The organism is Burkholderia sp. Ac-20353 (assembly GCF_017104785.1).
In the GTDB taxonomy this organism is placed as follows: Bacteria; Pseudomonadota; Gammaproteobacteria; order Burkholderiales; family Burkholderiaceae; genus Burkholderia.
On the sequence record NZ_JAAGPL010000013.1, the window covers coordinates 23,130 to 36,978 of the forward strand.

Here is a 13,849-nt window from a genome sequence, read left to right on the forward strand (position 1 = left end):
TGCGAACTTCGGAGTGTCGTTCCTTCCAGCGTGCGATGTTACACACTTGGAGCGCAACTGTTTGGCTAACCGTAAACGTTGGTCAGCCAGTGTTCGTGCGCAGGAGGCCGCCCGGCGACCACTTCGAAGTAGCGGGCTTGCAGCATCTGCGTGACTGGTCCGCGTATGCCGGCGCCGATGACCCGGTCATCGAGTTCGCGAATTGGTGTAATCTCGGCGGCCGTTCCGGTGAAAAATGCTTCGTCGGCACAGTACAGCTCATCTCGCGTGATGCGCTTTTCGACAACAGACAGTCCCGCTTCTTGCGCAAGCTGGATGACGGACGCACGCGTGATGCCGTCGAGACAGGACGCGAGGTCCGGCGTGTAGAGCTGATCATTACGCACGACGAACACGTTTTCACCGGCGCCTTCGGAGACGTAGCCTTCGGTGTCGAGCAGCAACGCTTCGTCGTAGCCGTTGCGGGTTACCTCGCGATTTGCGAGGATCGAGTTGATGTAGTAGCCGCTCGCCTTCGCGCGGACGAGCGACACGTTTACGTGATGGCGCGAGAACGATGACGTCTTCACGCGAATACCATGCGTGAGACCTTCCTCGCCAAGATAGCTGCGCCAAGGCCATGCTGCAATGCCGACATGTACAGTGTTGCCGCGTGCGCCAAGACCCATCTGCTCGCTGCCCAGCCAGACGAGCGGGCGGATATAGCAGTCCCTGAGCTGGTTGCGGCGGATCACTTCGAGCTGCGCTTCGCGTACGGTGGCGAAGTCGAACGGGATTTCCATTTCGAAGATTTTGGCCGAGTTGAAGAGGCGGCGCGTGTGATCGTCGAGCCGGAACACTGCACAGCCGCGTGCGGTTTCGTATGCGCGCACGCCCTCGAATACGCCCATGCCGTAATGCAGCGAGTGCGTTAGAAAATGTAATTGCGCGTCGCGCCAGCTGACGAACTCGCCGTCGAGCCAGATGTAGCCGTCGCGGTCATTCATGGAAGGTTTCATTTCGGTATCGTTGTCCGTTAGAGATCGAGTGGATGCGCCACCTTGGCGGCTGACGCGTTGTCGTAGTCGGCAAGCAGGCGCATCCGTTTCGCTTCGACAGCCCGGAGATTGCGCTCCTTGACATGACCAAAGCCGCGGATCTCGTCGGGCAGGTTGGCGAGCTGGATGGCGGGTTCGAGCCGTTCGCGATCGAGCGTTGCGCAGAAGCGATCGATCATCGCCATGTACTGATTGATCAACTCGCGTTCCTCGCGCCGCTCTGCCGTGTTTGCGAACAAGTCGAACGGCGTGCCGCGCAGCGCCTTGAGCTTTGCCAGTACGCGGAACATGGGTAGCACCCACAGACCATAGCGGCGCTTGTTCAGGTGGCCTTGTGCATCGCGTTTCGCGACCAGCGGCGGTGCCAGGTAGAAACTGAGTGTGTAGTCCTTGCCGGGTTCGCCTTCGAACTGAGCGCGCAGTTTGTCGAGATACGCCGGGTCGCTGTAGAGGCGCGCCACTTCGTACTCGTCTTTGTAGGCCATCAGCTTCGCGAGATTGCGCGCGACAGCTTTCGTCAGGCGCAGTCTTTTTGCGCCTTGTATGTGCGTCTCGATGTCCCGAATGCGCGTGACGGCAGCACGGTAGCGCGCCGCGTAAGCCGCGTTTTGCCATTCCGTTAGCCACGCCGCATTGCGATCGACGATAGTTTCGAGCGATTCCGGCAATTGCACTACGATGGCCTTCGACCTAGCTTGCTGTGCGCTTTGGCTAAGGAACACCGTTGCTGCGCCGACGCCGTGATGCGCGAGATAACGGCCCCATGAGAACGCCAATTTGTTCTTTTCGATGGCCACGCCGTTCAGCTCGATCGCGCGCATCAGGCTTGCATGGACAAGTGGGACGAGCCCTTCCTGCCATGCGAAGCCGAGCAACAGCGGGTTGGCGTAGATCGTGTCGCCGAGTAGATTCAGCGCCAGTTCATTCGTATCGACGAACGTGCAGGCGTCGCCGATACTTTCGCGCAGCGCGCGTTGTGCGTCGTCCCCCGGAAACACCCACTGCGGGTTGCCTATGAAATCCGCCGTTGGGGTTGCGCCGCTATTGACCACTGCGCGTGTAACGCCACGGCGAATTTTCGATCGCGCTTCGGCAGAAGCGGACACGATTGCATCGCAGCCGAGGATCGCGCGGGCTTCGCCGGAGGCAATTCGGGTGGCATGCAATAGATCGGCGTTGCCCGCGATCTGGACGTGGCTCAACACGGCGCCGCCTTTTTGCGCGAGCCCGGCCATGTCGAGCACCGATACGCCCTTGCCCTCGAGATGAGCGGCCATGCCGATCAGTCCGCCGATCGTCACGACGCCCGTGCCGCCCACGCCCGTTACGAGCAGGCCATAAGGCTTGTCGAGCGGCGGGAGGCCGGGAAGGGGCAGCGAGGCGAAGTCGGGCGTGACGGCTTTGCCGGTTCCTGCCGGCTTCTTCAGTTGCGCGCCTTGCACGGTGACGAAGCTCGGACAGAATCCTTCGACGCAGGAAAAATCCTTGTTGCACGATGACTGGTTGATCTTGCGCTTCACCCCGAACGGGGTGGTCAGCGGTTCGACGGACAGGCAGTTCGACTTTACCGAGCAGTCTCCGCAACCTTCGCAGACAGCGTCGTTGATGAACGCTCGCTTTGCCGGATCAGGATAGCTGCCGCGTTTCCTACGCCGCCGTTTCTCGGTCGCGCAGGTCTGATCATAGATGAGCACGGTCGTGCCGACGATTTCGCGCAGTTCGCGCTGGATGCGGTCCAGTTCGCGACGGTGATGCACTTCGACGCCTTCGGGCAGCGCGATGTCGCCCGTGTACTTGTGTGGCTCGTCGGTGACGACAACGACCTTGCGCGCGCCCTCGGCGACGACCTGGAGCGCGATCTGCGGCACTGTTAACACACCGTCGACAGGCTGGCCGCCCGTCATCGCGACTGCGTCGTTGTACAGCACCTTGTAGGTGATGCTGGCGTGCGCCGCGACCGATGCGCGGATTGCGAGGAGGCCGGAGTGGAAGTAAGTTCCATCGCCGAGATTGGCGAATACGTGTCGCTCGCCGGTGAAATGCATCTGCCCCAGCCAGGCCACGCCTTCGCCGCCCATCTGGCTGAACGTCTCGGTGCTACGGTCCATCCACATCGCCATGTAGTGGCAGCCGATGCCTGCCATTGCGCGCGATCCTTCGGGTACCCGCGTCGACGTGTTGTGAGGGCATCCGGAACAGAACCACGGCATACGCTCAGACAGCGGCGCGGGCGTTGCCGCTTCACGTTCTTTCTCGTCGATAACCGCGAGGCGTGCTTCCAGACGCGCGCGCAGATCGGCGGTTACACCGGCCTTCAGCAGGCGGCGTGCGATAGCCTTCGCAATGATGGCCGGAGACAGTTCATGGTGAGCGGGCAGCAGGGAGGGGCCACGCGGTACCGACCATTCGCCGCCTTCGTCGCCGTCGCGTTGATCAAACTTGCCATAGATATTTGGGCGCACATCCTCGCGCCAGTTGTAGAGCTTTTCCTTGAGCGCGTATTCGAGTATCTGGCGTTTCTCCTCGACCACGAGAATCTCATCCAGGCCGGTTGCGAAACGGCGTGTGTCCTGCGCATCGAGCGGCCATACGCAACCCACCTTCAGTACGCGGATACCGACCTGCGCACAGGTTTCATCATCGAGTGACAGGTCTGCCAGTGCCTGACGCACGTCGAGGTATGCCTTGCCCGCCGTCATGATCCCAAGACGCGCGTTGGGCGAATCGACGACGATGCGATTGAGCTGGTTGGCGCGCACGTAGGCAAGTGCTGCGTACCACTTGTGATTCACGAGGCGCGTTTCCTGCGCGAGGGGCGGGTCGGGCCAGCGAATATTGAGGCCACCAGGCGGCATCTCGAAGTCGTCGGGCGTGACGATCTCCACGCGCCCGGGGTCGAGTTCGACCGAGGCGCTTGACTCGACAACGTCTGTCACGCATTTCATCGCAACCCACAGGCCGGAATAGCGGCTCATTGCCCAGCCATGCAGACCGTAATCGAGATACTCCTGCACATTTGACGGATAGAGCACCGGTATTCCGCTTGCAATGAACATGTGCTCGGACTGGTGTGCGACCGACGACGACTTGGCGGCATGGTCGTCGCCCGCGACCACCAGCACGCCGCCACGGGGATCGGTGCCAGCCGAATTCGCATGTTTGAAGACGTCGCCGGTGCGGTCCACGCCAGGGCCTTTGCCATACCACATACCGAATACGCCATCTACCTTTGCGCCCGGCCACAGGTTAAGCTGCTGCGAGCCCCATACCGCGGTGGCCGCGAGGTCCTCGTTTACGCCGGGTTGAAACACGATGTCGTGGGCGTCCAGATGCTTCTTGGCCTTCCACAGGCTCTGGTCGAGCGCACCGAGTGGGGAGCCGCGATAACCGGAAATGAAACCGGCGGTGTTGAGTCCGGCGCGGCGGTCGCGTTCGCGCTGCAGGAGCGGTAAGCGCACCAGCGCCTGCGTGCCGCTCAGGTAGACGCGGCCTTTTTCCAGCGCGTATTTGTCTTCGAGCGTTACGTTGGTCAGAGCTTCTTGCAACTGTGGGGAAAGGGGGGCGTTCACCTTGGTTGTCTCCGGTCCTCGATCGACGCGGAGTATAGGAAGCCGATTTGCTATCGTAAAATAACAAATATCGAAACCGGGTATTCGAAAAAGACATGGCCAAGGACGTAACGTTGCGCCAGTTCCGCTACTTCGTGGCGGCGGCGCAGAACGGGCAATTTTCGATGGCAGCGGCCGTCGAGCACGTATCGCAGTCTGCGATCACGAATGCGGTGCTCGCGCTCGAGGAGGCGCTGGGTACGCGGCTTTTCATACGTCTGCCGCAAGGCGTGGAGCTGACTCCGGAGGGACAGGACTTTCTCAATCACGCGCGACACGTGCTCGAGTCGGTTCGCGATGCGCTGCACAAGCCGCCGTTTCGTGCGCACAGTCTGAGTGGCACAGTGCGTATCGCAGCGTCCTATACGCTGCTGGGCTACTTTCTGCCGGATCTGCTCGCGCGTTTTCGTTCGACTTACCCCGAGATCGAACTCGATTTGCGCGACCTCGACCGCCCCGCCATCGAGGCAGCGGTTCAGGCGGGGGAAGTCGATCTGGGGGTGGCACTGCTCTCGAACGTCGAACGTCACTCGCGCTTCGGCCATCACGTGCTGATTCGGTCGCGCCGCCAGCTATGGGTCGCGCCGACCCATCCGCTCATGCAGCTCGGAGCGCCCACACTGCGCGACATCGCGCGATATCCGTACATCCAGCTGACCGTGGACGAGGGGGAGCGGTCGACCCTGCGCTACTGGAAAAAGAAGCGTCTTGCGCCCAACATTGCGTTTCGCACGAGCTCCATGGAAGCGCTGCGGGGTCTCGTTGCACACGGCTTCGGGGTAACGATCCTGTCGGATATGGTGTTCCGGCCGTGGTCGCTGGAAGGCAAGCGGATCGATGCTCGTGCCGTACACGATGCGATTCCGCAGATGGAAGCCGGCATGCTCTGGCATCCGAGTGTGCCGCTGAACGATCCGGCAAGGGCGTTGCAGCAGTTTCTGATTCACGCTTGCGGTAGTTGATGCAGCGGAAACGTGCGAGACACCCATGCGGGCTAAGGACTCTATCCAACAATTTCTGCCAGAAGGCAGTGCCAATGAAGTTGGGCGAGCGAACGCGCGGTGAAGAAGGGTGGCAACTGACTTTACTAGTATTTCTAAGAAGTCGCTGGTTGCGCGCCATAGATGAAAGTAGTCGGTACGTGGTATCAGCGAGCTCCGGGATTGGGAAGAGGGAGCATGCGATCATCCTTCACCGCTTTCAACGAAAAGCTTGAATAAAGCTCCTTCACGCCCGGCAGTGCTTGAAGCACATTTCGAGCGAACTCGCCGAACGACTTCAGGTCGACTGCGACAACTTCCAGCAGGAAGTCGTACCTACCCGAGACGTGGTGGCACGAGACTATCTCGGGGATTTCTGAAATGCGCTTCTCAAATTGTCGGACCACGTGCTGGCCGTGGTCCCCCATCATTACATTCACAAACGCCGTCACCCCGTAGCCGAGTTGTTCGGGCGACAGGATCGCTCGATAGGCTCGTACCAGCCCGAGTTCCTCGAGGCGCTTGACTCTCCGCCAGCAAGGCGACGATGTCAGCGACACGCGTTCGCCCAACTCGGCCACCGTCAGCCGAGCATTCTCCTGGAGAGCTTCTAAAAGGGCGCAATCGGTGCGATCCAGAGTGTTAGATGTGGTCATGGGCAAATTATTCCAATAACGCTATTTGTGGCAACAGAATCATGCCTTGATATTCATCTCTTGGTCAACAATTTGGGAGCAAATTCTATGAGTTGGGGCATAGACTTTGTGTACCCAAACTAGGAAGACCATGGAGGTGTCCAATGTCCGAAAAGAGCGTGAGCTCAGGCTTCAGCACTCGAGCAATTCATCACGGTTACGACCCGATTAAGAACCAGGGCTCCCTGGTTCCCCCAGTGTACCTGTCGGCTACATTCGCATTTCCGTCGGTTGAATACGGTGGTCGCTGCTTCGCAGGCGAGGAGGACGGCTACTTTTACACGCGTATTTCCAACCCCACGCTGTCGATTCTCGAGGCGCGCATGGCAACGCTCGAGGGCGGTGAGGCAGCCGTTGCGTTCTCGTCGGGAATGGGCGCAATTACGTCGACTCTTTGGACGCTCGTTCGGCCTGGCGACGAGATTCTGGCGGACCGCACCCTGTATGGCTGTACCTTCGCGTTCCTGCAGCATGGCATTGGGAACTTCGGTGTGCGAGTGCGGCACGTTGATATGTCCAATCTCGACGAAGTCGCTGCCGCAATCACGCCGCAGACGAAGGTCATCTACTTCGAGTCGCCGGCCAATCCCAACATGCGACTCGCTGACATTGCGGCCATTGCCGAGCTAAGCCATAGAAACGGAGCAAAGCTCGTCGTGGACAACACGTACTGCACCCCGTATCTGCAGCGTCCACTCGAGCTCGGCGCAGATGTTGTGGTTCATTCGGCAACGAAATACCTCAGTGGCCATGGCGATGTCACTGCCGGCATTGCCGTCGCAAGCAAGGAAATCATCGACCAGATCCGCCTGTATGGACTCAAGGACATGACCGGTGCCGTGATGTCGCCGCAGGATGCATTTCTGCTGATGCGTGGCTTGAAGACGCTCGCCATTCGCATGGAACGGCATTGCGACTCGGCGGAGCTGATTGCCGGCCTGCTGGCCAGCCACCCGGCCGTCGCGGAAGTGTATTTCCCCGGGCTTTCGTCGTTCCCGCAGCATGAGCTGGCGACGCGGCAAATGCGTCGGTATGGCGGAATGATCGCGTTCGAACTCAAAGGCGGCGAGCCGGCCGGCAAGCGATTCATGAATGCGCTGAAGCTGTTTACTCGCGCCGTGAGTCTTGGCGACTGCGAATCCCTGGCACAGCATCCGGCAAGCATGACGCACTCCACGTATACGCCGGAAGAGCGCGCGGCCCACGGCATCTCGGAAGGGCTGGTGCGCTTGTCGGTTGGCCTGGAAGACGCTCCCGACATCCTTCAGGACGTTACGCAAGCCTTGGATGCATGCCATCAGTGAACACGTTGCAAAAGCAATAGTGCGTCGTAGCCCACCGGCAAATCGACCTGGTGGGCGCTTCCCTGATCACGCACAGCCTGAAATTTCCCTAGGTTGTCTCTAACCGCTTCGATGCTAGAGCATATGGATATGTCAGTTACTCGCTCTAAGGACTCGGTCCGGGCGGAACCGATGGTGATGAGTGGTGCCGAAATGATTATCGAGGCGTTGCGTCTCGAAGGGGTCACCAGTATCTGGGGATATCCCGGCGGTGCCGTGTTGCCGATATACGACGCGCTTCGCGGGCAATCGGGAGTTGATCACATCCTGGTCCGACACGAGCAGGCAGCCATTCATGCTGCGGATGGCTATTCGCGGGCCACGGGAGGCGTTGGCGTCGCGCTTGTGACGTCCGGCCCTGGTGTAACGAACGCCGTCACGGGTATCGCGACTGCCTATTTCGATTCAATCCCGCTTGTCGTGATTTCCGGCAACGTTCCGTTGCCGATGATTGGGCAGGACGCGTTTCAGGAGTGCGACGCGGTCGGAATTACTCGACCGGTCGTGAAGCATAGCTTCCTGGTTCGCAGTGTCGACGAACTTGCGCAGACCCTGAAGAAAGCGTTTTACATAGCTCGTACCGGGCGCCCTGGGCCAGTTCACGTTGACGTGCCTAAGGATGTCGCGCTCGCGAAAGGTCCGTTTATCTACCCCGACAAGGTCAAGCTTCGCTCGTACCGTCCCACGGTCGACGGGCATCGCGGACAGCTGCGCCACGCCGCTCGCCAGATTCGTGCTGCGCGGAAGCCCCTGATTTATACAGGCGGGGGTGTCGTGTCGTCAGGAGCTGGTACCGAGGTCATGGATCTTGCGGTGCTGCTGAACGCACCCGTGACCAGCACGCTGATGGGGCTGGGTGCGTATCCCGCGTCCGACCGCCGGTTTCTCGGAATGCCCGGTATGCATGGGACCTACGAGGCAAACCAGGCGATGCAAGAGTGTGACGTCGTGATCGCTATCGGTGCGCGCTTTGATGATCGTGTCATCGGCAATGTTGAGGACTATTGCTCTCGCCAGCGAGAGATCATTCATATCGATATCGATCCTGCCTCCATTGCAAAGCGGGTGCGTCCGACAGTACCGATCGTTGGTGATGCCAGAAGTATAGTCAAGGAATTGAATCAATTGCTTCGCGCAGAGCATTTGCCCGCGTTCGCCAATGCCGAATGGTGGGCGCAGATTGAGATGTGGCGCGCGAGGAAATGCCTCGCTTATTCGCAGACAGACGACGCGATCAAGCCGCAATACGTGATCGAAAAGATCTCGGAACTTACACAAGGGTTGGCGTACATCTGCTCTGACGTAGGCCAACATCAAATGTGGACGGCGCAGCATTATGGCTTCGAGCTGCCCAGACGATGGATCAATTCCGGCGGGCTCGGGACGATGGGCGTGGGGCTGCCCTATGCAATGGGTGTCAAGCAAGCATTTCCGAACGAGGATGTCTTCACGATTACTGGGGACGGTTCTATCCAGATGTGCATTCAGGAGTTGTCGACCTGTAAGCAATATAACTTGCCGATCAAGATTGCGTCCTTGAACAACGGCTACCTCGGAATGGTGCGCCAGTTACAGGACGTGGAGTACGAAAGGCGGCACTCGCAGTCCTACATGGAGGCACTGCCCGACTTTCCAGCCCTGGCGAGGGCGTATGGCCATATTGGCTTACGGATCGATCGAAAGGCGGATGTCGAGCCGGCGATCCGGGAAGCGTTGGCTTTTCGTGATCGAACCGTGTTCATGGATTTTCATGTGGATTCCACCGAGAACGTCTGGCCGATGGTACGTGCCGGCAGGGGGCTTTGCGAAATGCTCTTACAAACCGATTCGCCCACGCTTGAAATGAATTAGGAGCGGCGGACATGTTGAGAAACTCAAATATGGCAGATGCTATGCAGGAGGCAGCTATGAAGCGGCATATCGACGCGGGAGATAGTCACGAGCACTTCGGTGGAGCGTTCGTCGACGACGATATTCAGGAAACTGAGGAATGGCTTGAGGCACTGGATGGGGTCTTGAAGGCCGCCGGTCCGGATCGTGCCCGCTTCATCCTTGATAACCTTGATCGGCACGCCAAGAATCTGAAGATTCGCAAGTCGCAGCATCCTTATTCGGCGTATCAGAACACCATCTCTCTCGAAGAGCAGCCGCGATATCCGGGCGATCTCGCGATCGAGCAGAAGCTGACATCCATCATCAGATGGAATGCGCTTGCGATGGTTGTGCGGGCGAACAAGTCCTATGGGGAACTGGGCGGGCACATCGCGAGCTACGCGTCGGCTGCGGAACTGTTTGAGGTCGGCTTCAATCATTTCTTCCGGGCAGACTCCGAGACCGAGAAGGGGGATCTGGTCTATTTCCAGCCACACTCTGCTCCCGGTGTCTACGCACGTGCTTTTCTGGAAGGGCGACTCACCGAGGGCGAGCTGTCGAACTACCGTCAGGAAGTCGGGAAGAATGGGCTTTGCTCCTACCCGCACCCGTGGCTGATGCCGAATTTCTGGCAATTCCCGACCGGGTCAATGGGCATCGGTCCGATCAGCGCGATCTATCAGGCGCGGTTCCTGCGTTATCTGGAACACCGCGGGCTCGCGACGACTGCTTCGCGTCACGTGTGGGGCGTCTTTGGCGACGGTGAAATGGACGAGCCGGAGTCCATCGCGGCACTGTCGCTGGCTGCGCGGGAACGTCTCGATAATCTGACTTTCGTCGTCAACTGCAATTTGCAGCGGCTTGACGGGCCCGTGCGCGGAAACGGGCAGGTGATCAATGAGCTTGAGGCACTTTTCTCGGGAGCCGGGTGGAACGTCATCAAGGTCGTTTGGGGATCCGAGTGGGATGCGTTGTTCGCGCGTGACAAGAATCACGCGTTGCTTCGCCGTTTCTCCACTATGGTGGACGGCGAATACCAGACGCTTGGAGCAAAGAATGGTGAGTACAACCTCGCTCACTTCTTTGAAACGGACCCGGAGCTCAAATCACTTGTCAGTGGCCTGACGACTGCCGAAATCGATGGGCTCCGCCGTGGCGGGCACGACTTCAAGAAGCTGTATGCAGCGTTCCATGCCGCCAAAAATCACAATGGTGCTCCGACTGTCGTCCTGGCAAAGACCAAGAAGGGATTTGGGATGGGTGCGGCCGGGGAATCGAAGATGACTGCGCACCAGCAGAAAAAGCTGGATGTTGACGCACTTCGCGCATTCCGGGATCGCTTCTCTTTGCCACTGGACGACGCCGCCGTGGGGGAAATGAAGTTCTACAAACCGGCCGACGATTCTCCGGAGATGGAGTATTTGCGTTCGCAACGCGCAGCGCTTGGGGGCTACCTGCCTCGTCGTATCGGGAAGGCGGAGAGTGTCAAGGTTCCCGGTCTCGACGATTACGGACAATTCGCGTTGCAAGGCGACGTGCGAGAGTCGTCGACCACGACCGGTCTTGTCCGACTCTTCACTAATCTCATCAAGGACAAATCCGTCGGACCTCGCGTCGTACCGATCGTCGCCGACGAAGCACGCACGTTCGGGATGGCGAATCTCTTTCGGCAAATCGGTATCTATTCGCCGATGGGGCAGATGTATGAACCGGAAGATGCCGGCTCGATGCTCTTCTACAAGGAGGCCGTCGACGGTCAGTTACTGGAAGAAGGGATCACGGAAGCGGGCGCAGTAGCATCTTGGACGGCTGCTGCCACGTCATACAGCGTAAACGGCATCGCAATGCTGCCGTTCTACATCTACTACTCGATGTTCGGCTTCCAGCGAGTGGGAGATCTGATCTGGGCCGCGGCGGACCAGCGTGCGAGAGGGTTCCTCATTGGCGCGACATCCGGTCGAACGACCCTGGCAGGTGAAGGACTGCAGCATCAGGACGGGACCAGTCATCTGATTGCGTCGACAGTGCCGAACTGCCGTGCGTATGACCCTGCGTTTGTGAGCGAAGCGGCGGTGATCGTTCATAACGGCGCAAAGCGCATGCTCGAAGATCAGGAAGACGAGTTTTACTACATTACCGTCGGCAACGAAAACTATCCTCAGGCCCCACTCTCGGAAGACAAGCACGAGGCGGTGATTAAGGGGATGTATCTGTTCGACGAACGAAAGGCGGATGGCAGTTCCATGCGCGTGCGGTTGCTCGGCTCCGGCGCAATTCTGCGCGAAGTCATCGCCGCAGCCGATTTGCTTGCGACAGATTGGAACATTACTGCGGAAATCTGGAGTGTGACCAGCTTCTCGGAGCTCGCACGAGATGCACGAGCGTGCGAGCGCCGTCGCATGTTCGGTGGCGATGCGGCCGCCGAGTGCCATCTTGAAAAATGCCTGGCGGGCGAGACACCAGTAGTGGCCGCCACCGATTACGTTCGCGCGTACCCGCAGCTGATCGCGTCGTACGTCGCTGCGCCGTTCACAGCTCTGGGTACCGACGGATTTGGGCGCAGCGACACACGTGCCGAGCTTCGTGGATTCTTTGAGATCGACCGCCACCACATCGTCGCCGCAGCCGTGCATGCCGTGGCGCCGGAGAAGCATGCTGAGGTTCTGAGTCGCTATGGAATCAAGGCAAGTGCATTCGCACCGTGGGAGATCTAAGTCCGTAGCGAACAAAGCCGCACGAGAGTCCGGGGCATCGGCACAGGATAAATTTCCTATCTGTGCCGTGCCCTTTCCAAAGAAAAACACAATCGGCGAGCCACGGTGCAGCCTGATGGGCGGCGCTGGCCATCAAGGATCACACGAAGAATGAGTCAAGCAAGCGAAATTAGAGTTCCGGATATCGGCGACTATAAGGGTGTGCCGGTCATCGAGATTCACGTGAAGCCGGGTGATGTCATCCAGGCCGAGGACGCCGTTGTGACGCTTGAGTCGGACAAGGCGACAATGGACGTGCCAACGCCAGCAGCCGGTACCGTCAAGGAAGTCAAGATCAAGGTTGGTGATGAGGTGTCGGAAGGCTCACTGCTGTTGATCCTCGAGACCGCAAATGCTACCGCTGAAGTGCCGTCGATCTTGGAGAGTGCATCCACTTCGGTAGCGTCGCCGGCACCCGTTCCGACCGCACAAGCGACGTCGGTGGCGCCTCCATCAGTGACGGCGCCGGTCGCCGCAGTTGTCACGTCGACACCAGTGCATGCCGTGGTAACCAGCTCGGGAGGGCACGCCAGCCCGTCGGTGCGCATGTTTGCACGAGATCTGGGCGTCGATGTATCGCGCGTTCCCGCCACGGGGCCGAAGGGCCGCGTCACGCAGGACGATGTCCGGCGCTTCGTGAAGGGGGTGATGATTGAGCGGACGGCGGCGCCGACCCACTCGATGGCTGGACACGGCGCTGGCAGTGAACTGAATCTGTTGCCGTGGCCGAAGGTCGATTTTACGCGCTTTGGCGAAATCGAAAGTCAGCCGCTGTCGCGCATCAAGAAGATCTCCGGCGCTAACCTTCATCGCAATTGGGTCATGATCCCGCACGTTACCAACTGCGAGGAGGCCGATATTACGGATCTGGAAGATCTGCGCGTCAAGCTCAACAAGGAGAATGAAAAGCAAGGCGTCAAGGTCACCATGCTCGCCTTCTTGATCAAGGCGGCCGTGGCGACGTTGAAGAAATTCCCGACGTTCAACGCCTCGCTCGACGGCGACAACCTGGCGCTGAAGAAATATTTCAACATCGGCTTCGCTGCCGATACGCCGAACGGGCTCGTGGTGCCGGTAATCAAGGACGCTGACAAGAAAGGGGTGGTTGAGATCGGTCAGGAGATGGTCGAAATGGCCAAGCTTGCGAGAGAGGGGAAGCTCAAGCCGGACCAGATGCAAGGTGGCAGCTTCTCCATCTCCTCGCTCGGCGGCATCGGCGGCACCTACTTCACCCCGATCATCAACGCGCCGGAGGTGGCCATCATGGGTGTGGGCAAGTCGTATCAGAAGCCAGTCTGGGACGGCAAGCAATTCGCGCCGCGCCTGACGCTGCCGCTATCCCTGTCCTGGGACCATCGCGTAATCGACGGCGCGGAAGCCGGCCGCTTCAACGCTTACTTTGCGCACTTGCTGGCCGATTTCCGCCGCATTCTGCTTTAAGGCTGCAGGGGCAGTACTACAAAGAACCCGAGCGTCCCTGCGAGGCAAGCCGCTATGGCGTGACCTGCACGACGCGTAAGTTCAAAAGCCGCCGGAGGTACTGTGCGAGTGGAGTGTGAGT

8 protein-coding genes are annotated in these 13,849 nt (G+C 59.4%); 5 read left to right on the forward strand and 3 right to left on the reverse strand.

Annotated elements, in window-relative coordinates; genetic code table 11:
• Positions 1-65: 65 nt before the first annotated feature.
• Together G3N94_RS06340 and G3N94_RS06345 are read right to left on the reverse strand one after the other, a co-directional pair.
• Entirely contained in the window at positions 66-998 is a 933-nt protein-coding gene (locus tag G3N94_RS06340) for a branched-chain amino acid transaminase (protein WP_205791251.1), read from the reverse strand.
• A 17-nt stretch (positions 999-1,015) separates the two neighbouring features.
• Complete coding sequence (locus tag G3N94_RS06345; protein WP_205791252.1) at positions 1,016-4,606, reverse strand: indolepyruvate ferredoxin oxidoreductase family protein; 3,591 nt, start codon at positions 4,604-4,606, stop codon at positions 1,016-1,018.
• Positions 4,607-4,701: 95 nt separating this feature from the next.
• Here G3N94_RS06345 and G3N94_RS06350 point away from each other — a divergent pair, with 95 nt between their 5' ends.
• Complete coding sequence (locus tag G3N94_RS06350) at positions 4,702-5,607, forward strand: LysR family transcriptional regulator (RefSeq protein ID WP_205791253.1); 906 nt, start codon at positions 4,702-4,704, stop codon at positions 5,605-5,607.
• A 185-nt stretch (positions 5,608-5,792) separates the two neighbouring features.
• On the opposite strand, the gene G3N94_RS06355 is transcribed toward G3N94_RS06350, so the two are convergent.
• Positions 5,793-6,281 carry an Lrp/AsnC family transcriptional regulator gene (locus G3N94_RS06355; protein WP_205791254.1) on the reverse strand — a complete coding sequence of 163 codons (489 nt, stop codon included), beginning with the start codon at positions 6,279-6,281 and terminating at the stop codon, positions 5,793-5,795.
• 143 nt (positions 6,282-6,424) lie between these two features.
• On the opposite strand from G3N94_RS06355, the gene G3N94_RS06360 reads away from it, so the two are divergent.
• The 4 genes from G3N94_RS06360 (at position 6,425) to aceF (ending at position 13,728) form a co-directional block, all read left to right on the forward strand.
• Complete coding sequence (locus G3N94_RS06360; protein ID WP_205791255.1) at positions 6,425-7,624, forward strand: methionine gamma-lyase; 1,200 nt, start codon at positions 6,425-6,427, stop codon at positions 7,622-7,624.
• A gap of 177 nt (positions 7,625-7,801) precedes the next feature.
• On the forward strand, positions 7,802-9,514 hold the full coding sequence (gene ilvB / locus G3N94_RS06365) for a biosynthetic-type acetolactate synthase large subunit (protein WP_241021635.1): 1,713 nt from the start codon (positions 7,802-7,804) through the stop codon (positions 9,512-9,514).
• A gap of 56 nt (positions 9,515-9,570) precedes the next feature.
• Positions 9,571-12,249 carry an alpha-ketoglutarate dehydrogenase gene (mdeB, locus tag G3N94_RS06370; protein WP_205791257.1) on the forward strand — a complete coding sequence of 893 codons (2,679 nt, stop codon included), beginning with the start codon at positions 9,571-9,573 and terminating at the stop codon, positions 12,247-12,249.
• Positions 12,250-12,399: 150 nt separating this feature from the next.
• Entirely contained in the window at positions 12,400-13,728 is a 1,329-nt protein-coding gene (gene aceF / locus G3N94_RS06375) for a dihydrolipoyllysine-residue acetyltransferase (protein ID WP_205791258.1), read from the forward strand.
• The last annotated feature ends 121 nt before the right edge of the window (positions 13,729-13,849 follow it).